Here is a 20597-nt window from a genome sequence, read left to right as displayed (position 1 = left end):
GGAGTGTTTCCCCCGGGGAACCCGGCGGCTCACAGGTTGGTAGCCGCCCATACCCGGGGCGCCGTGATTCCAACCACGTCGTGCCCCTGTGATCCCGCCTACCCACTCAGGAGGGCGTGTCGTCGTCCTCGGACTCCGTGTTCTCGGTGTTCTCGGTGAGCACCGGCGAGGCGTGGTGCGACCAGAGCTTCCACCCCTCGGGGGTGCGCCGGAACACGTTCGTGGCGACCACGAGCTGGCCGACGAGCGGACCCAGCTCGTCGTCGCCCTGGGGGGCTGGCCCGCCGCTGAGGATGTTCTCGGTGCAGGTCACCAGGGCGGTGTCGCCGGTGACGGAGACATGCACATCGGTGAGGAAGAACTGGATGTAGTCGGTGTTCGCCATGATCAGCGCGTACGACCGCAGGACCTCGCCCCGCCCGGTCAGCACCGGCCAGCCCGGGTGCACGCAGGAGACCACACCGGTGTCCGCGGGGTCGTGGTAGGTCTCGTCGACGCCCAGGTCGGCGGGGGTGAGCCAGAGGGCGGACACCTCCTCGAAGTCGCCGCGCTCCAGTGCCTCGTAGAAGGCCGTGTTGGCGAGTTCGACCTGCTCGACGTCGGTGTGGGGGGCGCTCACAGGGCTCCCTCGGTGTCGTGCTGCGGGGCGCGGGCTCCCTCGATGGCGCGGGCGACGCGTACCGCGTCCGCCGTCGCGCGCACCTCGTGCACCCGGACCGCCCACGCCCCGGCGTGCGCCGCGAGGGCCGAGACGGCGGCCGTGGCGGCGTCGCGCTCCCGCGCGGGCGGCGGGGCACCCCCGGGACCGGCCAGGACCCGGCCGAGGAACCGCTTGCGGGAGGCGGCGACGAGCAGCGGGTGGCCCAGGGCGCGCAGTCGGTCCAGGGCGGCGAGCAGGGCCAGGTCGTGGGTGCCGTCCTTGGAGAAGCCGAGGCCGGGGTCGACGACGATGCGGTCCGGGGCGATGCCGCCCGCCAGGACGGCCTCCACGCGCGCGTGGAGTTCGTCCACGACTTCGGTGACCACGTCGTCGTACACCCCCCTGACGTTGCCGCCTTCCAGGAAGCCCCGCCAGTGCATGACGACGAACGGGGCGTCCGCCTCGGCAACGACGGGGATCATCGCGGGGTCGGCGAGGCCGCCGCTGACGTCGTTGACCAGGGCGGCACCGGCCGCGAGGGCCTGCTCGGCGACGGAGGCGCGCATCGTGTCGACGGAGATGACGACGCCCTCGGAGGCGAGGCCGCGGACGACGGGGACGACCCGGCGGAGTTCTTCGGTTTCGTCGACCCGGGTGGCGCCGGGGCGGGTGGACTCGCCGCCGACGTCGACCAGGTCGGCGCCCTCGGCGACCAGGTCGAGGCCGTGCTTGATGGCGGCGGTCGTGTCGAACCAGCGGCCGCCGTCCGAGAAGGAGTCGGGGGTCACGTTCACGACCCCCATGACCGCGCAGCGGTCCCACTCCGGTAGACCCGCGACATGTCCGCGTCCGCTCAGCTCGCTCATACATTCAGCGTAGGCCCGACCGGGCCGCCGTTCAGCAGCGGCTTGATCAATGACGACCGGATGACCTTGTGAAATGATCTTGATTGATCTCGTGTGGAATTCACGGATCGTTCGAAGTCGTCATCGTGGCTTTGTTTTTACGGCCCGGGCCACCACGATTCGCGTACGCGCGGTAAGTTTCTGGCCATGCCACGTGGACGTCACCGCCATTCCCCGCCTTTGCACAGGCTGCTGCCGCCGTCGGCGATCGCAGGCGTCTCCCTCGTCTGCGCACTTGGTCCCTGGGTGTTCACCGAACCGGGCGTGCTCCGCGGTCTGGCCGGGGCCGCCGCGCTGACGGCGGTGACCGGCGCGTTCATCATGCGCCGCTGGGACATACAGGCCGGTAAACAGGTGGCTGACCTCACGCGTGCGCGAGCGAGCGACGAGTGGCGTTTCGAGGAACGGATCGCCGAACTGGAGACCGATCTCGACGAATCGCGCGAACTGCGCGTCAAACTCGAGCAGCGACTGCGGTCCAAGCGCGCCGAGTTGCAGGGCCTGCGCAACGAGCACGCGGGGCTGCTGCGGCGGTACGCCACCGCCGAGACCGAGCGGGCGAGCGCCCTCGAGGGCCGCCGTCTGCTGGAGATCGAGGCGACCGTCCCGGCGCCCGCGCTGCCGCCCGCACCCGTGGCCGTGGAGCCGGAACCCGTGGCGGAGGAGGCCGAACCGGTCGAGGAAACGGCGATTTCCGGCCTCTTCTCGCCGGAGGGCTCGCAGCTGTTCCTGCGTGCGAACGCGGCGCTGGCACGGCTCGCCGGTGACGCGCCCGCGCGGGAGGACGGCTCCGCCGCGGCGGCCGACGACGGGACGCCGGGGGACGCGGTCCAGGGCGACGGGCCGGAGGCTGACGGGCCGGAGGGCGACGGACCGCAGGGTGACGGGCCGAAGGGCGAGGCGCCGAAGGGCGAAGCCCTGATGGACCAGGCAGTGAAGGGCGTGGCGTCCACGGCCGACGCCCCGACCGGCGAGGTCCAGGAGACCGACGCGGGGAAGTCCGAGGCGGCGGGGCCGGAGCAGTCGCAGGGTGAGCCGCGGGAGCGGGAGCACGACACGTCGGACAACTCGCGGACGCCCGCGGCGAAGCGGACGACGGACACGCGCGAGGCCACGGCGCAGCGGGCCGACGTCCACGAAGCCCACGCCCGTGACGCCGATGCCCGCGAAGCCGATGCCCAGGAGGCCGAGGCCAAGGGGAAGCCCGAGGCGGCCGACGGGCACCAGCGCGCGGCCGCCGCCCCAGCAACCGCCCCCGCCCCCGCCGAGCAGCGCACGAACGCCGCCGAGCCCGCCGACGCACAGGGTGCCCGTCCGGCCCCGCCCGCGCGGCAGCCCGGCGGGCACTTCACGGTGCCGACCGCGGTGGCCGTCGTACCGGCGAGCGCGCCCGTGCGGCGTCCCACGACCGAGGGCGGGTTCGACTTCTTCGGCACGAAGTCCGGGGGCGACGCGCTGGAGGCCGGCGTGCAGAACGAGGACCTCGCCGACGTCGTCGGACAGGAGGCCCTTGACCTGCACAAGGCGGAGGCCGAGGCGCAGTTCAAGCCCGCGGACGAGGGCACGCGCGCGGCCGGTCAGGTGATCGACCTGACCGCCCACGACGAGACCGAGCACATCGATGTGGAGGGCCTGCGCACCGCGGCCTCCTGAGCGACGCCCGGCCGCCGACGGCGACGGTCACGCCATCCAGCGGTCCGGCAGCGCGTCCCGGCGGCCCGTGCGGGAGCGCTCGGCCTGGTCGTGGAGGATCTCCCTGGCCTCCTGAGCGTCCCGCAGGCGGGCCGTGACGGTCTTGTTGGCCCCCGTGTCCACATGGACGTCCGTGAGCCCCCAGAGGCGCTGCCAGGGGCCCTGGGTGAGGCGGACGCTCTGGACCTTCGCGTGCGGCACCAGGGCGAGGCTGCGGCGCAGCAGCCCGTGCCGGGCGGCGAACACGGCGTCGGACGCGCCGAAGCCGTACCCCCGCCACCACAGCGGCACGCACCGGCCCGCCCGCCGCGGCGGCCGGGACAGTGACGCCCGCGGCGGCACGGTCACCCCGGGCAGCACCCGGGCCACGATGGACTCGGCGACCTCGCGCGGGGCGACCGGGACGAGCAGGGAGTTGGACGAACCGGCCACGTCCAGCTCGACCCGCACCCAGCCGCCGCCGCTCCCGGAGCCGTCCGGACCGGGCGACGCCCAGCGCCGCCACAGCAGCGGCTCCACTATCCGCACGGTCTGCACCCGCCCCGGCGGCACCGTCTCGTGCACCCGGTCGAGCAGCCCCCGGTCGATGCGCAGCCCGTCCGGGGAGTCGCTCACCGTCCAGTCGTACTCGGCGACGAACCGCCCCACACTGCTCGCGCCCGCCGCGCCGAGCAGCGGCAGGCCCACCGCGAGGACCGTCCACACACTGCCGGTGACCAGCCACAGCACGGGCGGTACGACGACGGCGGCGGCCAGCGTGCCCCAGGTGGCGCCGGTCAGCAGCAGCGAGACGGCGAGCACGCGCGGCGGCACCCGCAGCAGCTGCCGGGCCGGTGCCTCACCGACCTGATGGGCGGTCTCCGGCGCGAAACCGGCCGCGCGCGCGAGCAGTTCGGCGCGCAGGGCACGGGCCTCCTTCTCGCCCAGGAAGGCGAGTTCGTCCTTCTTGTCCGTGCCGATGACGTCGAGTTTGAGTTTGGCGACACCGGCGACCCGCGCGAGCAGCGGCTGGGTGACGTCGACCGCCTGGATGCGCTCCAGCCGGATGTGCGCGGTGCGCCGGAACAACAGGCCGGTGCGGATGCGCAGTTCGGTGTCGGTGACCGCGAAGTGGGTGTACCACCACGTCAGGAAGCCGTAGAGGGCGGCGGCCGGGACCAGCACGGCGAGCGCGAGCAGCAGGGTGGTCGTCGTCAGCCGGGCCAGCTGGCGCTGCGCCTGGTCCGGGTCGTGCAGCGCCCACCCGATGAGCACCGCGACGGGCGCCCAGGCCCGCCTGAGCGGGGTGACGGGGTGCAGCCGCCGCTCGGTCACCTCGTGCGGCCTGTCGTCCGTGGCCGGCGTCGTCACAGCCCCGCCGATCGGGCCTCGCCCAGCTCGGTGAGCCGGTCGCGGAGCCGTTCCGCCTCGGCCGGGTCGAGCCCGGGAATGGTGGCGTCGGTCGCGGCGGCCGCCGTGTGCAGCTGGACGCTGGCCAGCCCGAAGTGCCGTTCCACGGGCCCGGAGGTGACCTCCACCAGCTGCATCCGCCCGTACGGCACCACCGTGGTCGCCCGCCACAGCACGCCCCGGCTGATCAGCAGGTCGTCGACGCGCTCGGCGTACCGCCAGGAGCGCCAGTTGCGGCCGAGCATGACCCAGCCCCAGGCCGCCAGCGCCAGCGGCAGCAGGGCGAGGGCTGCCCACGCGGGGCCCGCGAGCAGGCCGGGCAGCAGTGCGGCCGCCAGGGTCAGCAGCCCCAGCCACACCACCAGCAACAGCCGTCGCATGCGCAGCAGTCCCGGCGGCAGGCCGGTCCACTGCGGCTCGGCCCCCGCCGTCCCGCCGTACTCGGTGCTCTCCGGGCTGTTCGCCGGGCTCCCCGTCTCCATGCCGCAAGCGTACGTAGGAGAGACTGTGTCCATGACTCCTACGACGGAGACCATGGTCGGGATCGGCGGCGCCGCGGAGAGCACCGACATGGTGCTCAACATCGGACCGCAGCACCCGTCGACGCACGGGGTGCTGCGGCTGCGGCTGACGCTGGACGGGGAGCGCGTCACCAGCGCGGAGCCCGTGATCGGGTACATGCACCGCGGCGCGGAGAAGCTCTTCGAGGCCCGCGACTACCGGCAGATCATCATGCTCGCCAACCGGCACGACTGGCTGTCGGCGTTCTCCAACGAGCTGGGCGTGGTCATCGCCGTGGAGCGGATGCTCGGCATGGAGGTGCCCACGCGCGCGGTGTGGACGCGGACGCTGCTGGCCGAGCTGAACCGGATGCTGAACCACCTGATGTTCCTCGGGTCGTACCCGCTGGAGCTGGGCGGGATCACACCGGTCTTCTACGCGTTCCGGGAGCGCGAGACCCTCCAGAACGTGATGGAGGAGGTCTCCGGCGGCCGGATGCACTACATGTTCAACCGCGTCGGCGGCCTCAAGGAGGACCTCCCGGCCGGATGGACCGCACGCGCGCGTGCCGCCGTGGCCGCCGTGCGCTCACGGATGGACGTCTTCGACGAACTGGTGATCGGCAACGAGATCTTCCGGGGGCGCACGCGGGGCGTGGGCGTCCTCGCCCCCGAGACGGCGCACGCGTACGGCGTGAGCGGGCCCATCGCGCGTGCCTCGGGTGTCGACTTCGACCTGCGCCGCGACGAGCCGTACCTCGCCTACGGGGAACTCCAGGACGTGCTGCGGGTCGTCACCCGTCAGGAGGGTGACTGTCTCGCCCGCTTCGAGTGCCTGCTGGACCAGACGCACAACTCGCTCGACCTCGCCGACGCCTGCCTCGACCGGCTCGCGGACCTCCCGCCCGGGCCGGTCAACCAGCGGCTGCCCAAGGTGCTGAAGGCACCCGAGGGACACACCTACGCGTGGACCGAGAACCCGCTCGGCATCAACGGCTACTACCTGGTCAGCAAGGGCGACAAGACGCCGTACCGGCTGAAGCTGCGCTCCGCCTCCTACAACAACATCCAGGCGCTGACGGAACTGCTGCCGGGGACGCTGGTCGCGGACATGGTGGCGATCCTGGGGTCGCTGTTCTTCGTGGTCGGGGACATCGACAAGTAGCGACAAGTAGCGCGGCGGCCGCGGTGGCGTCCCGCGAAATGGCGCAGCCGCTCGACCGCCGCGGCTTCGCGGGACGCTCGGACCGGCGCGGGCCGGATGGCTCCGCACGACGTGGCGGGACGCCGTCGTCGCCGCCCGCTCAGTCCAGTACGTCCTCGATCTCGATCCCCACGGGCTGGAGCAGCCATCCGAAGTCGCCGAGCCCGCCCGCCGCGGTCAGCTCCGCGGCCTCCCCGGCGTTCGCGAGGGCGCGCACGTAGGCCACAGGGTTGGTGGACGCCAGCGAGAGCGGGGGGCGCGCGCCGATGACGCCGAGGGAGTGCAGCGCGGCGCGCTGCGGGAGCAGGCGGGCTCCGGGCAGGGCGGCCGCGTCCAGGGCGACGTGGGCCGTGATGTCGCAGGATCCGTCCGGCACGGGCACCGTCTCCCGGCCCTGCCGGAACCCGGTCAGGGTGCCGAAGGGCGGCCGGGCGTTTGCGGTGTGCCAGTAGTCGACGGCGACGGCCAGCCCGCGCTCCACACCGGCGACGACGTCCTCCCAGGCCTCGTCCCGCGGCAGCCCGATCTCCGCCCGGTACCCCGCCTCGCCGGGCAGCGGCCACCACCGCGCGAGCCACCGCACGGCCGCCCCGGTGACCGGGTCCCCGAGCCGCTCGGCCCCGTCGTCGCGCACCTCGACCAGCCGGGGCACCCCGGCGGCGTCCACCTCGGCGACGTCCACGGGTACGTTGTCCAGCCACTCGTTGGCGAACAGCAGACCCGTGATCCCGCGCGGGGGCTCGGCCAGCCACTCGATCCGCGGGTCGAGGCCCGCCGGGCGGTCGGCCACCTCGACGGCGCACGCGCGCGTGCGGGCCGCCACCTCCTCCGGCAGCTCCGCGAGCACGCCGGCGGCCAGCTCGCCCCGGCCCGCCGCCATGTCCACGAAGTCCAGCACGTCCGGAGCGCCCAAAACCGCGTCGACCCGGCACAGCAGCCCCGCCACGGCCCGCGCGAACAGCGGCGAGGCGTGCACCGACGTACGGAAGTGCCCGCCCGGCCCCTCGGGCCTGCGGTAGAAGCCTCCGGGCCCGTACAGGGCCTCCTGCGCCGCCACGCGCCAGCCGCGCCACTCGTCCCGGCCCGCCGTCCCGCGCCGCTCGTCCCGGCCCGCCGCGTCGGCCGGACCGTCCACCGCGTCCGCCGACCCGCCTGTCACACCTTCTGTCACGCCGCAAGGCTATGCGCACTGGGGAAGGGGGCCTCCACCTTGCGGAGTACGCCGGGGGCGTGCGGATCGGCCCATCGGTTGACTCCCGCACGCATCACGCTTCCCTACGCTGGGTTACGTGCAGCGCCTCTATGACTTCCTCCGCAGGCACCCGACATGGGTCGACGGCTTCTGGGCCATCGTCCTGTTCGGGATGTCCGTCGCGAGCGGAGTGGTCGGCGAGGAGGCCACCGGCACCGAGCTGCCCGCCCTGATCGTCCCGGTCACGGTGCTGCTGTGCCTGGTCATCGCGCTGCGTCGGCGGATGCCGGAGCGGATGCTGGTGCTGGCCGCGGTGGTGGGCGTGGCACAGCTCGTCCTGGACGTGGCGACGCTGCCCGCGGACTTCGCCATGCTGGTGATCGTCTACACCGTCGCCGCGAACGGCGCCCGCTGGGCCTCGCGGTTCGCGCTGGTCGGCGGGTTGTGCGCGGCCCCGGCGGCGCAGCTGCGGTGGCCGCAGGAGGAGGCCAGCCCGCTGGCGAACCTGGCGCTGGCGATCCTCCAGACGGTGCCGTTCGCCCTGGCCTGGGTGCTCGGCGACTCCATCCGCACGCGCCGGGCGTACTTCGCCCAGCTGGAGGAGCGCGCGGCCCGCCTGGAGCGGGAGCGCGAGGCGCAGGCCAAGGTCGCGGTCGCCGCCGAACGCGCCCGGATCGCGCGCGAGCTGCACGACGTGGTCGCGCACAACGTGTCCGTGATGGTGGTGCAGGCCGACGGCGCCGCCTACGTCCTCGACGCCGCCCCCGACCAGGCCAAGAAGGCCCTGGAGACCATCTCCTCCACCGGCCGCCAGGCCCTCGCCGAGATGCGCCGCCTGCTCGGCGTCCTGCGCACCGGCGAGCACCAGGAGAGCGGCGAGTACGTCCCCCAGCCCGACGTCCAGCAGATAGAGGACCTCGTGGAGCAGTGCCGCGGCGCGGGCCTGCCCGTCGACTTCAAGATCGAGGGCACGCCCCGCCCGCTGCCCAGCGGCGTCGAGCTGACCGCGTACCGGATCGTGCAGGAGGCGCTCACCAACACCCGCAAGCACGGCGGGCCGAACGCGGGCGCCAGCGTCCGCCTGGTCTACTTCGACGACGGTCTCGGCCTGCTCGTGGAGGACGACGGCAAGGGCGCACCCCACGAGCTGTACGAGGACGGCGGCGCCGACGGCAGCGGCCACGGGCTGATCGGCATGCGTGAGCGGGTCGGCATGGTCGGCGGCACCCTGGACGCGGGGCCGCGTCCGGGCGGAGGATTCCGGATCAGCGCCCTGCTGCCGCTCAGAACGGCGCACTGACGCCGACGCGCGCCCTCCGTTGACACCTGTAAGCCGATCAAGCCGACAACGAACGACAACCGCCGACAGCGCCGACAGCAGAAGACACCCGACAACAGCAGACACTGCCGACAACAGCAGACCACCGCCGAACCACCGCCGACCAGGAAGAGACCCCGATGACGATCCGCGTGATGCTCGTCGACGACCAGGTGCTGTTGCGCACCGGATTCCGGATGGTGCTCGCCGCGCAGCCGGACATGGACGTCGTGGCGGAGGCGGGCGACGGCGTCGAGGCCCTCCAGGTGCTGCGCGGCACACCCGTCGACGTGGTGCTGATGGACGTACGCATGCCCAAGCTCGACGGAGTCGAGGCTACCCGCCGGATCTGCGCGGACACCGACCCGCCCAAGGTGCTGATCCTGACCACCTTCGACCTCGACGAGTACGCCTTCTCGGCCCTGAAGGCGGGCGCCTCCGGGTTCATGCTCAAGGACGTGCCGCCCGCGGAACTCCTCGCGGCGATCCGCTCCGTGCACAGCGGTGACGCCGTCGTCGCCCCGTCGACGACCCGGCGCCTCCTGGACCGGTTCGCGCCGATGCTGCCCAGCCCCGGCGGCGAGCCCCGGCACAAGGCGCTGGACCGGCTCACCGAACGGGAGCGCGAGGTCATGGTGCTGGTCGCGCAGGGCCTGTCCAACGGTGAGATCGCGGCCCGGCTGGTGCTGTCGGAGGCGACGGTCAAGACGCACGTGGGCCGCATCCTCACCAAGCTGGGGCTGCGCGACCGGGTGCAGGTCGTCGTCCTCGCGTATGAGACGGGGCTCGTCCGGGCCGGGGGCCACGGCTGACGGCGCTTTCCCGTACGGGCGCCCGCCGCCGTCGGTAGGCTCCGCGCATGCTCCTGTGGATCAATGGCCCCTTCGGGGGCGGTAAGACACAGACCGCACACGAGATACGGCGCCGCCTGCCCGGCAGCGTCATCTGCGACCCCGAGCTGGCCGGTTTCGGGCTGCGCCGCATGCTGCCGCCCGAACTGCGCGGTGACTTCCAGGACCTGGCGTCCTGGCGGCAGGGCGTCGTGGAGGTCCTCGACATCGCGCTGACCAAGCACGACGGCGTGGTGATCGCCCCCATGACGGTCACCGACTCCGACTGCTTCGCCGGGACCGTCGGCCGCCTGCGCGAACTCGGCCACGACGTCCACCACTTCACCCTGCTCGCCCAGCGCGAGACCGTCCTGCGGCGGCTTCGCGAGCGCGGCCTCGGCCGCCTGCTCCAGCGCGTCACCGGACGCAAACCCGGCCCGCGTGAGGAGACCTGGGCGGTACGGCGGCTCGACCACTGCCTGGAGCGGCTGCGCGAGCCGGAGTTCGCCGAGCACCTGTGGACCGACGGCACGACCGTGCCCAAGACGGCCGACCGCATCGCCGTCCTGGCCGGTCTCACCCTGAGGCCCAACAACGAGGGCGCGCTGCGGACCCGGCTGCGGCAGGCGGCGGTGGGCGTACGGCACATCCGCCTCGACTGACGGACCTACCGTTCCCCGGCCTCGGCGACGACGTCCCCCAGCCGGGCGGCGAACTGTGCCACCGCCTCCTTCACGTCGTCCGCCGTCCACTCCAGGCCCGCGGCCCGCACATGCACCTCCGTGAAGGCGATCCCCGGCCCCTTGGGGTCCCAAGGCCCGGCGAAGAGCATCACACCGGTCGCCTCGGCGGCCCGCACCGCGGCCTCGTGGACGACGTCGACGTCGTACGGCAGCCAGACCTGGAAGTCGTGCGTGGTGGGCTCCTCGGGCGCCACGCGCGCCCACGGCAGCCCCGCCCCGGCGAACCCCTCGCGCAGCGCGGCGGCCACCACGCGCGCGTGCCGCACGTACTCCGGCAGCCGGGGCAGCTCCCGCTCCAGGCCGATCAGCGCCGACAGCACGGTGGGGAACTGCTGGAACAGCTGGCCGCCGTACCGGTGCCGCCACGCCCTGGCCTCCGTGATCAGCGTCGCCGGTCCGGCCAGCGCGGCCCCGGCGAAGCCGTCGAGGGACTTGTAGAACGACACGTACACGCTGTCCGCGAGGGCGGCTATCTCGTCCAGCGGGCGGCCGAAGTGGACCGTGGTCTCCCACAGCCGGGCACCGTCGAAGTGCACCACGGCATCCCGCTCCCGCGCCGCCGCCACGACCTCCGTCAGCTCCTCCCAGGACGGCAGCAGATACCCGGCGTCCCGTAGCGGCAGCTCCAGCATCAGCGCCCCGAACGGCTCGTCGAGGTCGCGCACCTCCGCCGCGGTCGGCAGCCGTGCCTCGCTGGTGAGCCGGACCGGACGCAACCCGCTGACCTCGCTGAACGCGTGCCGCTCGTGCAGCTCCGGGTGGGAGAGCCCGTGCAGGGCGACGGCCGGGTTCCCGGTGCGGCCCGCCCAGCAGCGCAGGGCCACCTGCTGGGCCATCGTGCCGGTCGGGAAGAACGCGGCGGCCTCGGTGCCGAGCAGTCCGGCGACCTTGCGTTCCAGGTCCTCCACCACACCGCCGCCGTAGAGGTCGACGGGCCGGTCCAGGTCGTACACCTCGTCGGCCGCCTCCAAGAGGGCCAGCCGGTCCCGGAGGCTCTGGTGCACGCCGAGACGCGCGAGCGTGCGCTTGGCGCTCCGCTGCGCCGCCTTGCGCCGTCGGTAGCGCTCCTCGCGCTGCTCCTCGAGCGTGGGGGTCGTGGGAGCCGTCTCAGCGGTGTCGTCGCGCGTGTCAGCCATGGTCCGGAATCATGCCGGGCGGCGGCCCGCGCGGGCACCCGCATTTCACGGGAACCCGGCGCCGTGGAAACCCACAGCCTGTGGACAACCGAACGCCGCTCGAACCAATCGCGTTAACATGACGAGAAATCGTCCGGTACCCAGAGCGGACTGGAACGGGAAGGCCGCCGTCGCGTGAGTACAGTCCAACAACCAGACCCCAGGGACCGCCCCGCGCGGCTCACCGTCGGCGTCGTCGGCGCCGGACGCGTGGGCCCCGCGCTCGCCGCGTCCCTCCAGCTCGCCGGACACCGCCCGGTCGCCGTCTCCGGAGTCTCCGACGCCTCCAGGAGGCGGGCCGCGCAGATGCTGCCCGACATCCCCCTCGTCACCCCCGCCGAGGTCCTGGAGCGCGCCGAGCTGGTCCTGCTCACCGTCCCCGACGACGCCCTGCCCGACCTCGTGGAGGGCCTCGCCGCCACCGGCGCGGTCCGCCCGGGCCAGCTCCTCGTCCACACCTCCGGGCGGTACGGCGCCAAGGTGCTCGACCCCGCCCTGCGCGTCGGCGCGCTGCCGCTGGCCCTGCACCCGGCGATGACCTTCACCGGCACCCCCGTCGACGTGCAGCGGCTCGCCGGATGCTCCTTCGGCGTCACGGCCCCCGTCGAACTGCGGCTCGCGGCCGAGGCGCTCGTCATCGAGATGGGCGGCGAACCCGAGTGGATCGCCGAGGAGAGCCGCCCGCTCTACCACGCGGCCCTCGCCCTGGGCGCCAACCACCTCGTCACCCTGGTCGCCCAGTCCATGGAGCTGCTGCGCACGGCGGGCGTCGAGGCCCCTGACCGGATGCTCGGCCCGCTCCTCGGCGCCGCCCTCGACAATGCCCTGCGCTCCGGCGACGCCGCCCTCACCGGCCCCGTGGCCCGCGGCGACGCGGGCACCGTCGCCGCCCATGTCACCGAGCTGCGCACGCACGCCCCGGGAGCCGTCGCCGGGTACCTGGCGATGGCCCGCGCCACCGCCGACCGCGCCCTCGCGCACGGCCTGCTCAAGCCGGAACTCGCCGAGGACCTCCTCGGGGTACTCGCCCACGGCACCGAAGGGGACGCCGGATGACCACCGCCCTGCTGCACACCGCCGAGGAACTGCGGGCACGCGCGCGTGGCGGACGCCGCGCCGTCGTGATGACCATGGGCGCCCTGCACGAGGGCCACGCCACCCTGATCCGCACCGCCCGCGAGATCGCCGGACCGGACGGCGAGGTCGTCGTCACCGTCTTCGTCAACCCCCTCCAGTTCGGCGCGGGCGAGGACCTCGACCGCTACCCGCGCACCCTGGAGGCCGACGTCAAGCTCGCCGAGCAGGCCGGAGCCGACGCCGTGTTCGCGCCCTCCGCCGACGAGGTCTACCCCGGCGGCGAACCCCAGGTGCGGATCAGCGCGGGCCCCATGGGCGCACGCCTGGAGGGCGCCTCCCGCCCCGGCCACTTCGACGGCATGCTCACCGTCGTCGCCAAGCTGCTCCACCTCACCCGCCCCGACCTCGCCCTGTACGGCCAGAAGGACGCCCAGCAGCTCGCGCTGATCCGCCGTATGGTGCGCGACCTGAACTTCGGCGTGGAGATCGTCGCCGTCCCCACGGTCCGCGAGGCCGACGGCCTGGCCCTGTCCAGCCGCAACCGTTACCTCTCCCCGCAGGAACGCCGTACCGCCCTCGCCCTCTCCCGGGCCCTGTTCGCGGGTCTGGACCGGCACGCCGCGCTGGAGGCGCTGCGCGCGCGGGCCCGGGAAGTGCCCTCCACGCGCGCGCGTGCCGAGGCGCTCAGCGCCATAGGGGAGTCCCGCGCGGCGGCCGACGCGCACGCCGTCGCCAAGGCCGTGCCGGGCGGCCCCGCCGCCGTCCGCGCGGCGGCCCGCCTGGTCCTCGACGAGGCAGCCCGCCTCGACCCGCCGCTCGACCTGGACTACCTGGCCCTCGTCGACCCCTCCGACTTCACCGAGATCGGCGACGACTTCACCGGCGAGGCCGTCCTCGCCGTCGCCGCCCGGGTCGGCACCACCCGGTTGATCGACAACATTCCCCTCACCTTCGGAGCCGCCTTGTGACCAGCACAGGCATACGACTGCACGCCCCCGCCCCGGGCTGGTCCATCTCCGCCGACGTCGTCGTCGTGGGCTCCGGCGTCGCGGGCCTCACCGCGGCGCTGCGCTGCGAGGCGGCGGGCCTCAGGACGGTCGTCGTCACCAAGGCCCGCCTCGACGACGGCTCCACCCGCTGGGCGCAGGGCGGCATCGCCGCGGCCCTCGGCGAGGGCGACACCCCCGAACAGCACCTCGACGACACCCTGGTCGCGGGCGCGGGCCTGTGCGACGTGGAGGCGGTCCGCATCCTCGTCACCGAGGGCCCCGGCTCGGTCCGCCGCCTGATGGAGACCGGCGCGCACTTCGACGAGTCCGCCGAGGGCGACCTGGAACTCACGCGGGAGGGCGGCCACCACCGCCGCCGCATCGCCCACGCGGGCGGCGACGCCACCGGAGCGGAGATCTCCCGCGCCCTGGTCGAGGCGGTACGCGCGCGTGCGCTGCGCACCATCGAGAACGCGCTCGTCCTGGACCTCCTCACCGACGCCGAGGGCCGCACCGCGGGCGTGACCCTGCACGTCATGGGCGAGGGCCAGCACGACGGCGTGGGGGCCGTGCACGCCCCCGCCGTGATCCTCGCGACCGGCGGCATGGGCCAGGTCTTCTCCGCGACCACCAACCCGTCCGTCTCCACGGGCGACGGCGTCGCCCTGGCGCTGCGCGCCGGAGCGGAGGTCAGCGACCTGGAGTTCGTCCAGTTCCACCCCACCGTGCTCTTCCTCGGCCCCGACGCCGAGGGCCAGCAGCCCCTGGTCTCCGAGGCGGTACGCGGCGAGGGCGCCCACCTGGTCGACGCCGACGGCGTGCGCTTCATGGCCGGGCAGCACGAACTGGCCGAACTCGCGCCCCGCGACATCGTCGCCAAGGGCATCATGCGCCGCATGCAGGAGCAGGGCGCCGAGCACATGTACCTCGACGCGCGGCACTTCGGCGCCGACATGTGGGAGCACCGCTTCCCGACGATCCTCGCCGCCTGCCGCGCCCACGGCATCGACCCGGTCACCGAGCCCGTCCCGGTCGCCCCGGCCGCCCACTACGCCTCCGGCGGCGTCCGCACCGACGCCCACGGCCGTACGACCGTCCCCGGCCTGTACGCGTGCGGCGAGGTCGCCTGCACGGGCGTGCACGGCGCCAACCGCCTCGCCTCCAACAGCCTCCTCGAAGGCCTGGTCTACGCCGAGCGCATCGCCCACGACATCGCGGTGGCCCACCGCCGGGAGGCCCTGCACGCGCGCGTGCCCCAGCCGGTCCCGCAGCCCGACCACCCGGCCCACCCGCTGCTCGCCCCCGAGGCCCGCTTCACCATCCAGCGGACCATGACGCAGGGCGCGGGCGTTCTGCGCTCCGCCGCCTCCCTCGCCCGCGCCGCCGAGCAGCTCCAGCACCTGCACGCCGAGGCCAAGGACGCGCTCACCGAGAACGGCAAGACGGCCGAGCCCGGCGTCGACACCTGGGAGACCACCAACCTCCTGTGCGTGGCCCGCGTCCTGGTGGCCGCCGCCCGGCAGCGCGAGGAGACCCGCGGCTGCCACTGGCGCGAGGACCACGCCGACCGCGACGACGAGACCTGGCGCCGCCACATCGTCGTACGGCTGAATCCCGACCGCTCGCTGGCCGTGCACACCACGGACACCGCAGACTTCCCCCCAACCCTCCCGCCCCACCGGCCCCAGGAGCAGTGACAGACGTGAGCACCCCCGACCTTCCCCTCGCCGAGAGCGGCGGCTGCGGCGACGGCTGCGCCTGCGGCGCCGACGAGGCGTACCTGGAGAGCGGCCTCGACCCCGCCCTCGCCCAGCTCCTGGCCGAAGCCGGACTCGACCCCGTGGAGGTCGAGGACATCGCCAACGTGGCCATCCAGGAGGACCTGGCGCACGGCGTGGACGTGACGACGGTCGCGACCATCCCCGAGGACGCCGTGGCCACCGCCGACTTCGTCGCGCGCGAGGCGGGCGTGGTGGCGGGTCTGCGGGTCGCCGAGGCGGTGATCTCGATCGTCTGCACGGACGAGTTCGAGGTGGAACGCCACGTCGACGACGGCGACCGGGTGTCCGAGGGCCAGAAGGTCCTCTCGGTCACCACCCGCACCCGCGACCTGCTGACCGCCGAACGCAGCGCCCTGAACATCCTGTGCCGCCTCTCCGGCATCGCGACCGCCACGCGCGCGTGGGCGGACGCCCTGGAGGGCACCAAGGCCAAGGTCCGCGACACCCGCAAGACGACGCCGGGCCTGCGCTCACTGGAGAAGTTCGCGGTCCGCTGCGGCGGCGGCGTGAACCACCGCATGTCCCTCTCGGACGCGGCCCTCGTCAAGGACAACCACGTGGTCGCCGCGGGCGGCGTCGCGCAGGCCTTCAAGGCGGTCCGGGAGACCTTCCCCGACGTCCCCATCGAGGTGGAGGTCGACACCCTCCACCAGCTCCGCGAGGTCGTCGACGCGGGTGCCGACCTGATCCTGCTGGACAACTTCACGCCGGGCGAGTGCGAGGAGGCGGTGGCCCTGGTGCACGGCCGCGCCGCCCTGGAGGCGTCCGGCCGCCTCACCCTGGACAACGCCGGTGCGTACGCCGGGACGGGCGTCGACTACCTCGCCGTAGGCGCCCTCACCCACTCCTCGCCGATCCTGGACATCGGCCTGGACCTGAGGGCCGCGGAGTAGGGCCATGCTGCTGACGATCGACGTAGGCAACACCCAGACCGTCCTGGGCCTGTTCGACGGCGAGGACATCGTCGAGCACTGGCGCATCTCCACGGACGCCCGGCGCACCGCCGACGAGCTGGCCGTCCTGCTCCAGGGCCTGATGGGCATGCACCCGCTCCTCGGCGACGAACTCGGCGACGGCATCGACGGCATCGCCATCTGCGCGACCGTCCCCTCGGTGCTGCACGAACTCCGTGAGGTCACCCGCCGCTACTACGGCGACGTGCCCGCGGTCCTCGTCGAACCCGGCGTCAAGACGGGCGTGCCGATCCTCACCGACAACCCCAAGGAGGTCGGCGCCGACCGCATCATCAACGCGGTCGCCGCGGTCGACCTCTACGGCGGACCCGCGATCGTCGTCGACTTCGGTACGGCGACGACGTTCGACGCGGTCAGCGCGCGCGGGGAGTACATCGGCGGGGTCATCGCGCCCGGCATCGAGATCTCCGTGGACGCGCTCGGCGTCAAGGGCGCGCAGCTGCGGAAGATCGAGGTCGCCCGGCCGCGGAGCGTGATCGGCAAGAACACGGTCGAGGCGATGCAGGCGGGCATCGTCTACGGCTTCGCCGGTCAGGTCGACGGCGTCGTCTCGCGCATGGCCCGTGAGCTGGCCGACGATCCCGACGACGTGACGGTGATCGCGACGGGTGGGCTCGCGCCGATGGTCCTGGGCGAGTCCTCCGTCATCGACGAACACGAGCCGTGGCTGACCCTGATCGGCCTCCGCCTGGTCTACGAACGCAACGTGTCCCGCATGTGACGCCGCCCCCGGCGCGGGGGCGGGCCGGGGGGTGGATCGCGCAGCCCGGCGCTACGGGGGTGCCGCCGCGCCCACCCCTGCCGCCCTGTGGCACGACTGCCCGCAGCCAGGACGGGGCGCGCCCCCACGGACCGCGTACCGCGCTGCGCCCATGGTGTGGCTCTTGCGCGTCAGACTTGCCTGGTACCTGGGGTTTGTCTGATTAGCGCGTATTGTCGGGGCATGCCCACGCCTTACGGATCCCGCGGCGGCATGGCGTTCGGTGTGGAGGAGCTGCAAGTGCTCCGCCGTGCTCTCGCCCTCGCCCTCCACCCCGGTCGCCCCTCGGCCGAGGACGTCCAGGACTGCCTCAGTCTCGCCGAGTCCCTCGACGAGGCGGCCCGCGAGGGCGCCCGGCTGCGGGCCTTCCTCGTGGCCGACCTGGCCCGCTACCGCGCCGCCCTCCCCGGCACCGCAGTCGGCTACCTCGCCCTCCTGGAGGAGGTCCTGCCCACGGGCTACCGCCCGACCCCCGACGACGTCAGCGCCCTGCGCGCCCTCCGCGGCAACCCCAGAGCCGCCGCCCTCCTCGACCGCACCGTTCCCACCGCCGCCGCCCCCCTCGCCATCCCCGCCTCCCGCACCCCCCTGCACGCCCTCCCCGGCGGCCTCGCCACCGAGAACCCCGCCGAGAAGCCCAAGCCCGCCAAGCCCGCGGACCCGGCGAAGAAGCCCGCCGAGAAACCGGTCCCGGCCCGCCGCCCCGTCCCCACCCCGGGCGAGGTCTTCCCCCGCCGCAAACCGCCCCAGCGCCCCGCCGGCCCCCCGCAGCAACTGGCCGCCGGCTGACCTGGCTACCCTGGAGCCATGGACTACGTCTCCGCGCTCCTGCCCCCGGTCGTCATGGCCGTGCTCTTCATCAGCGTGATCAGGGTGATCGTGAAGACCCAGGGCGGCACCAACAAGGCCAAGGAGGACGCGGCAGTGGACGCCGCCCTCAAGCGCACGGAGGCCGCCCGCGAGGGCTGACCCCCAGGCAACCCCGGCGCACCCGGCGCACCCGGCGTACGACGATCCACTCGATCCCGTCGTACGCCCTTTTTGTTGCCCTTTGGCACAGAAGGCGCCCGTCCCGCACGCGATTACCGAGATCAGCCACTATTGTGCTGAACGTGCCTCGCCCATTGGGAGAACTCGAAGACGCGGTCATGACGCGGGTGTGGAAGTGGAACCGCCCGGTGACCGTTCGAGAAGTCCTGGAAGATCTCCAACAGGAACGCTCCATCGCCTACACCACGGTGATGACCGTTTTGGACAATCTCCACCAGAAGGGCTGGGTGCGCCGCGAGGCGGAAGGCCGGGCCTATCGATATGAGGCGGTGTCCACGCGGGCCGCCTACGCCGCCGCGCTGATGAACGACGCATGGTCCCAGAGTGACAACCCGGCGGCCGCCCTCGTCGCCTTCTTCGGGATGATGAGCGACGAACAGCGGCAGGCTCTGCGGGACGCCATCCGCGTCGTCCAGGGCCCGGAAACCCCCACCGCCGAATCCACCGCCGAGAACCCCGGCCGCGAGAACCCGCACCGCGAGAACCCCGGCTCGGCGCCGGAGACCGGCGGGCGATAGCGTCCCGCTCATGTCCGCAGAGAGCCCTGAAGTCACCGCTAAAGCCATCACCGTCCGGCGGGCCCGGACCAGCGATGTCCCGGCCGTACGTCGGCTCCTTGACGCCTACGTCCGCGGTGGCATCCTGCTCGACAAAGCGATGGTGACGCTTTACGAGGACATCCAGGAGTTCTGGGTCGCGGAACGGGACGACAACGCCGAGGTGGTCGGCTGCGGCGCACTCCACGTGATGTGGGAAGACCTCGCGGAAGTCCGCACTCTCGCGGTCAAGCCCGGCCTCAAGGGCGCGGGCGTCGGACATCAGTTGCTGGAGAAGTTGCTCCAGACCGCCCGCTGGCTCGGCGTTCGCCGGGTTTTCTGCCTCACCTTCGAAGTGGAGTTCTTCGGCCGGCACGGCTTCGTGGAGATCGGCGAGACGCCCGTCGACACCGATGTCTACGCGGAGCTGCTGCGTTCTTACGACGAGGGCGTCGCGGAGTTCCTCGGGCTCGAACGAGTGAAACCGAACACCTTGGGCAACAGCCGGATGCTTCTGCATCTGTGACCAAGCGATGACCAAGTGATCACCGCCAGGTATTCGGCGCACACCCCTGCCCAGGTTCCCTATGTCCGAAACGCGCACGTTTCCGGACCGGAGCCGGGCAGTGGGTCTCTCCCAGGGGTTTGTGTTTTTCCCGCAAAAGCGGTTTGCTTTCCGACGTACTGCTGTAGTGCATATAAGAGGGGCCGCGGCGAAACGGCGGACGCCGCAGGCCCCTGGTCCTCACGTTATCGATGAAAGGAAATCCGGTGGCACAGAAGGTTCAGGTCCTTCTTGTCGACGACCTCGACGGCGGCGAGGCGGACGAGACCGTAACGTTCGCGCTGGACGGCAAGTCGTACGAGATCGATCTCACGACTGCGAATGCGGACAAGCTGCGCGGCCTTCTCGAGCCCTATGTGAAGGGCGGTCGTCGTACCGGAGGCCGCGCCTCGGGCGGACGTGGAAAGGCGCGCGCCGCTTCCGGCGGCAGCCAGGACACTGCCGCGATCCGCGCGTGGGCGAAGGAGAACGGTTACGAAGTCAATGACCGCGGCCGTGTTCCGGCGACCATTCGCGAGGCCTACGAGAAGGCCAACGCCTGAGCAGGGGCGCGCCTCAACCGGACCCGGTGGCACTGTGCTGCCACCGTGTCCACCAGCCGTGCGAGATCGGGGGCCCGCCCCGTACCCCTCGCACCTCCCATGGCCGACAGCGTCGGCAGCGAGGCCTCGACCTCGCACCCGGGCAAAGGGGGCCGCAGCCACACGGCGGCCCCCTGCGGACGTTCCGGCTCCAGGGCCCCCTGGACCTCCAGCGCCTCCAGCGTCCCCGGAACCCCCACCGCCCCCGGCACCTCGGGCGCCTCCATGACGCCTCCCGCCCCCACCCCCACCAGGTCCAGCCCCGGCATCAGCGCCCCCCACTCGAGCCACTCCAGCAGCCCGGGCAGTTCCTCGGCGCTCCCCGGTGCCACCAGCAGCCGCATCCGGGCGCCCTGGACGGCCACGGGAGAGCCGGGGACGAGGTGCCGCAGCGCGGCGAGACCGGCCTCGGCGGGCACGTCCAGGACGTCGAAGCGCGGCCCCACGACGAGTCCGGTCGGCGGGCCGGGCACCGTGGGCCACCCCAGATCGTTCTCGTAGTACTCGGCGGACAGCCGTAGCCGCACCCGGCCGTCCGGGTCCGGGCCGCTCGGGTCGAGAGGACGGCGGGGAAGTGGGACCGTGGGAGGGACGCCAGCCATGCCAAGTGCAACCGCCGGAAGAGCACGCGAGTTACGCTGGGTATCCCCATGGATGCCCAGAGTGCCGAAACGGGGAGCGTGTGGGGGTACGGGG

The 20597-nt window shown here is 73.1% G+C and carries 22 protein-coding genes; 15 read left to right on the top strand and 7 right to left on the bottom strand.

What is annotated here, in order from left to right:
* Positions 1-106: 106 nt before the first annotated feature.
* Positions 107-619: a nuclear transport factor 2 family protein gene (locus KBY47_RS29925; protein WP_210926571.1), complete on the bottom strand. Its 513-nt coding sequence runs from the start codon at positions 617-619 to the stop codon at positions 107-109.
* Complete coding sequence (folP, locus tag KBY47_RS29920; protein WP_210926568.1) at positions 616-1506, bottom strand: dihydropteroate synthase; 891 nt, start codon at positions 1504-1506, stop codon at positions 616-618. The genes KBY47_RS29925 and folP overlap by 4 nt, the downstream gene beginning before the upstream one ends.
* Positions 1507-1692: 186 nt before the next feature.
* On the opposite strand from folP, the gene KBY47_RS29915 reads away from it, so the two are divergent.
* Positions 1693-3198: a hypothetical protein gene (locus KBY47_RS29915; protein ID WP_210926566.1), complete on the top strand. Its 1506-nt coding sequence runs from the start codon at positions 1693-1695 to the stop codon at positions 3196-3198.
* 27 nt (positions 3199-3225) lie between these two features.
* On the opposite strand, the gene KBY47_RS29910 is transcribed toward KBY47_RS29915, so the two are convergent.
* Together KBY47_RS29910 and KBY47_RS29905 are read right to left on the bottom strand one after the other, a co-directional pair.
* Positions 3226-4587: a PH domain-containing protein gene (locus tag KBY47_RS29910; protein ID WP_210926564.1), complete on the bottom strand. Its 1362-nt coding sequence runs from the start codon at positions 4585-4587 to the stop codon at positions 3226-3228.
* Positions 4584-5108, bottom strand: coding sequence for a PH domain-containing protein (locus KBY47_RS29905; protein WP_210926555.1), 525 nt, complete (start codon positions 5106-5108; stop codon positions 4584-4586). The genes KBY47_RS29910 and KBY47_RS29905 overlap by 4 nt, the downstream gene beginning before the upstream one ends.
* Positions 5109-5139: 31 nt before the next feature.
* Here KBY47_RS29905 and KBY47_RS29900 point away from each other — a divergent pair, with 31 nt between their 5' ends.
* Complete coding sequence (locus KBY47_RS29900; RefSeq protein ID WP_210926548.1) at positions 5140-6291, top strand: NADH-quinone oxidoreductase subunit D; 1152 nt, start codon at positions 5140-5142, stop codon at positions 6289-6291.
* A gap of 139 nt (positions 6292-6430) precedes the next feature.
* Here the strand turns inward: KBY47_RS29900 and KBY47_RS29895 are convergent, their stop codons facing one another.
* Entirely contained in the window at positions 6431-7465 is a 1035-nt protein-coding gene (locus tag KBY47_RS29895) for an SAM-dependent methyltransferase (protein WP_210926606.1), read from the bottom strand.
* 154 nt (positions 7466-7619) lie between these two features.
* On the opposite strand from KBY47_RS29895, the gene KBY47_RS29890 reads away from it, so the two are divergent.
* The 3 genes from KBY47_RS29890 to KBY47_RS29880 all read left to right on the top strand — a co-directional run bounded on the left by KBY47_RS29890 (position 7620) and on the right by KBY47_RS29880 (position 10332).
* Entirely contained in the window at positions 7620-8822 is a 1203-nt protein-coding gene (locus tag KBY47_RS29890) for a sensor histidine kinase (RefSeq protein WP_210926546.1), read from the top strand.
* Between the two features lie 158 nt (positions 8823-8980).
* On the top strand, positions 8981-9652 hold the full coding sequence (locus tag KBY47_RS29885; protein ID WP_210926544.1) for a response regulator transcription factor: 672 nt from the start codon (positions 8981-8983) through the stop codon (positions 9650-9652).
* 47 nt (positions 9653-9699) lie between these two features.
* Positions 9700-10332 carry an AAA family ATPase gene (locus tag KBY47_RS29880; RefSeq protein WP_210926542.1) on the top strand — a complete coding sequence of 211 codons (633 nt, stop codon included), beginning with the start codon at positions 9700-9702 and terminating at the stop codon, positions 10330-10332.
* A 5-nt stretch (positions 10333-10337) separates the two neighbouring features.
* On the opposite strand, the gene KBY47_RS29875 is transcribed toward KBY47_RS29880, so the two are convergent.
* Positions 10338-11549: a low specificity L-threonine aldolase gene (locus KBY47_RS29875; protein WP_210926540.1), complete on the bottom strand. Its 1212-nt coding sequence runs from the start codon at positions 11547-11549 to the stop codon at positions 10338-10340.
* A 174-nt stretch (positions 11550-11723) separates the two neighbouring features.
* Here KBY47_RS29875 and KBY47_RS29870 point away from each other — a divergent pair, with 174 nt between their 5' ends.
* The 10 genes from KBY47_RS29870 to KBY47_RS29825 all read left to right on the top strand — a co-directional run bounded on the left by KBY47_RS29870 (position 11724) and on the right by KBY47_RS29825 (position 19862).
* The gene (locus KBY47_RS29870) at positions 11724-12644 is read left to right on the top strand and encodes a Rossmann-like and DUF2520 domain-containing protein (RefSeq protein WP_210926538.1); all 921 of its coding nucleotides are present in this window, start codon (positions 11724-11726) and stop codon (positions 12642-12644) included.
* Positions 12641-13633, top strand: coding sequence for a pantoate--beta-alanine ligase (gene panC / locus KBY47_RS29865; RefSeq protein WP_210926530.1), 993 nt, complete (start codon positions 12641-12643; stop codon positions 13631-13633). The genes KBY47_RS29870 and panC overlap by 4 nt, the downstream gene beginning before the upstream one ends.
* Positions 13630-15351 carry an L-aspartate oxidase gene (locus KBY47_RS29860; protein WP_210926528.1) on the top strand — a complete coding sequence of 574 codons (1722 nt, stop codon included), beginning with the start codon at positions 13630-13632 and terminating at the stop codon, positions 15349-15351. The genes panC and KBY47_RS29860 overlap by 4 nt, the downstream gene beginning before the upstream one ends.
* A 5-nt stretch (positions 15352-15356) precedes the next feature.
* Positions 15357-16328, top strand: a complete 972-nt coding sequence (gene nadC, locus KBY47_RS29855; RefSeq protein ID WP_210926526.1) for a carboxylating nicotinate-nucleotide diphosphorylase — start codon at positions 15357-15359, stop codon at positions 16326-16328.
* A gap of 4 nt (positions 16329-16332) precedes the next feature.
* Complete coding sequence (locus tag KBY47_RS29850; protein WP_210926525.1) at positions 16333-17130, top strand: type III pantothenate kinase; 798 nt, start codon at positions 16333-16335, stop codon at positions 17128-17130.
* A 222-nt stretch (positions 17131-17352) separates the two neighbouring features.
* Positions 17353-17958, top strand: a complete 606-nt coding sequence (locus tag KBY47_RS29845) for a hypothetical protein (RefSeq protein ID WP_210926523.1) — start codon at positions 17353-17355, stop codon at positions 17956-17958.
* Positions 17959-17976: 18 nt separating this feature from the next.
* Positions 17977-18138: a hypothetical protein gene (locus tag KBY47_RS29840; RefSeq protein WP_210926521.1), complete on the top strand. Its 162-nt coding sequence runs from the start codon at positions 17977-17979 to the stop codon at positions 18136-18138.
* 143 nt (positions 18139-18281) lie between these two features.
* On the top strand, positions 18282-18737 hold the full coding sequence (locus KBY47_RS29835) for a BlaI/MecI/CopY family transcriptional regulator (RefSeq protein WP_308405336.1): 456 nt from the start codon (positions 18282-18284) through the stop codon (positions 18735-18737).
* Between the two features lie 10 nt (positions 18738-18747).
* Positions 18748-19281 (top strand): amino-acid N-acetyltransferase, encoded by a 534-nt coding sequence (locus tag KBY47_RS29830; protein ID WP_210926519.1) that lies wholly within the window; start codon positions 18748-18750, stop codon positions 19279-19281.
* A gap of 245 nt (positions 19282-19526) precedes the next feature.
* Positions 19527-19862 (top strand): Lsr2 family protein, encoded by a 336-nt coding sequence (locus KBY47_RS29825; RefSeq protein ID WP_210926517.1) that lies wholly within the window; start codon positions 19527-19529, stop codon positions 19860-19862.
* Here the strand turns inward: KBY47_RS29825 and KBY47_RS29820 are convergent.
* Positions 19841-20503 (bottom strand): SCO3374 family protein, encoded by a 663-nt coding sequence (locus tag KBY47_RS29820; RefSeq protein ID WP_210926515.1) that lies wholly within the window; start codon positions 20501-20503, stop codon positions 19841-19843. The two genes, KBY47_RS29825 and KBY47_RS29820, sit on opposite strands and share 22 nt — an antisense overlap.
* Positions 20504-20597: the final 94 nt, after the last annotated feature.

It is taken from the genome of Streptomyces sp. B93 (assembly GCF_018070565.1).
GTDB lineage: Bacteria > Actinomycetota > Actinomycetes > Streptomycetales > Streptomycetaceae > Streptomyces.
Note: the sequence above shows the minus strand (reverse complement) of the source record. Positions and strands in the feature narration are given on the sequence as shown.

Excerpts from the sequence above, each read along its gene's own strand:
- KBY47_RS29830 (WP_210926519.1), top strand. The coding sequence starts at position 18,748 with ATGTCCGCAGAGAGCCCTGAAGTCACCGCTAAAGCCATCACCGTCCGG.
- KBY47_RS29900 (WP_210926548.1), top strand. The coding sequence starts at position 5,140 with ATGACTCCTACGACGGAGACCATGGTCGGGATCGGCGGCGCCGCGGAG.
- KBY47_RS29875 (WP_210926540.1), bottom strand. The coding sequence starts at position 11,549 with ATGGCTGACACGCGCGACGACACCGCTGAGACGGCTCCCACGACCCCC.
- panC (WP_210926530.1), top strand. The coding sequence starts at position 12,641 with ATGACCACCGCCCTGCTGCACACCGCCGAGGAACTGCGGGCACGCGCG.
- KBY47_RS29885 (WP_210926544.1), top strand. The coding sequence starts at position 8,981 with ATGACGATCCGCGTGATGCTCGTCGACGACCAGGTGCTGTTGCGCACC.
- KBY47_RS29840 (WP_210926521.1), top strand. The coding sequence starts at position 17,977 with ATGGACTACGTCTCCGCGCTCCTGCCCCCGGTCGTCATGGCCGTGCTC.
- KBY47_RS29820 (WP_210926515.1), bottom strand. The coding sequence starts at position 20,503 with ATGGCTGGCGTCCCTCCCACGGTCCCACTTCCCCGCCGTCCTCTCGAC.
- KBY47_RS29845 (WP_210926523.1), top strand. The coding sequence starts at position 17,353 with ATGCCCACGCCTTACGGATCCCGCGGCGGCATGGCGTTCGGTGTGGAG.
- KBY47_RS29850 (WP_210926525.1), top strand. The coding sequence starts at position 16,333 with ATGCTGCTGACGATCGACGTAGGCAACACCCAGACCGTCCTGGGCCTG.
- folP (WP_210926568.1), bottom strand. The coding sequence starts at position 1,506 with ATGAGCGAGCTGAGCGGACGCGGACATGTCGCGGGTCTACCGGAGTGG.
- KBY47_RS29880 (WP_210926542.1), top strand. The coding sequence starts at position 9,700 with ATGCTCCTGTGGATCAATGGCCCCTTCGGGGGCGGTAAGACACAGACC.
- KBY47_RS29915 (WP_210926566.1), top strand. The coding sequence starts at position 1,693 with ATGCCACGTGGACGTCACCGCCATTCCCCGCCTTTGCACAGGCTGCTG.
- KBY47_RS29905 (WP_210926555.1), bottom strand. The coding sequence starts at position 5,108 with ATGGAGACGGGGAGCCCGGCGAACAGCCCGGAGAGCACCGAGTACGGC.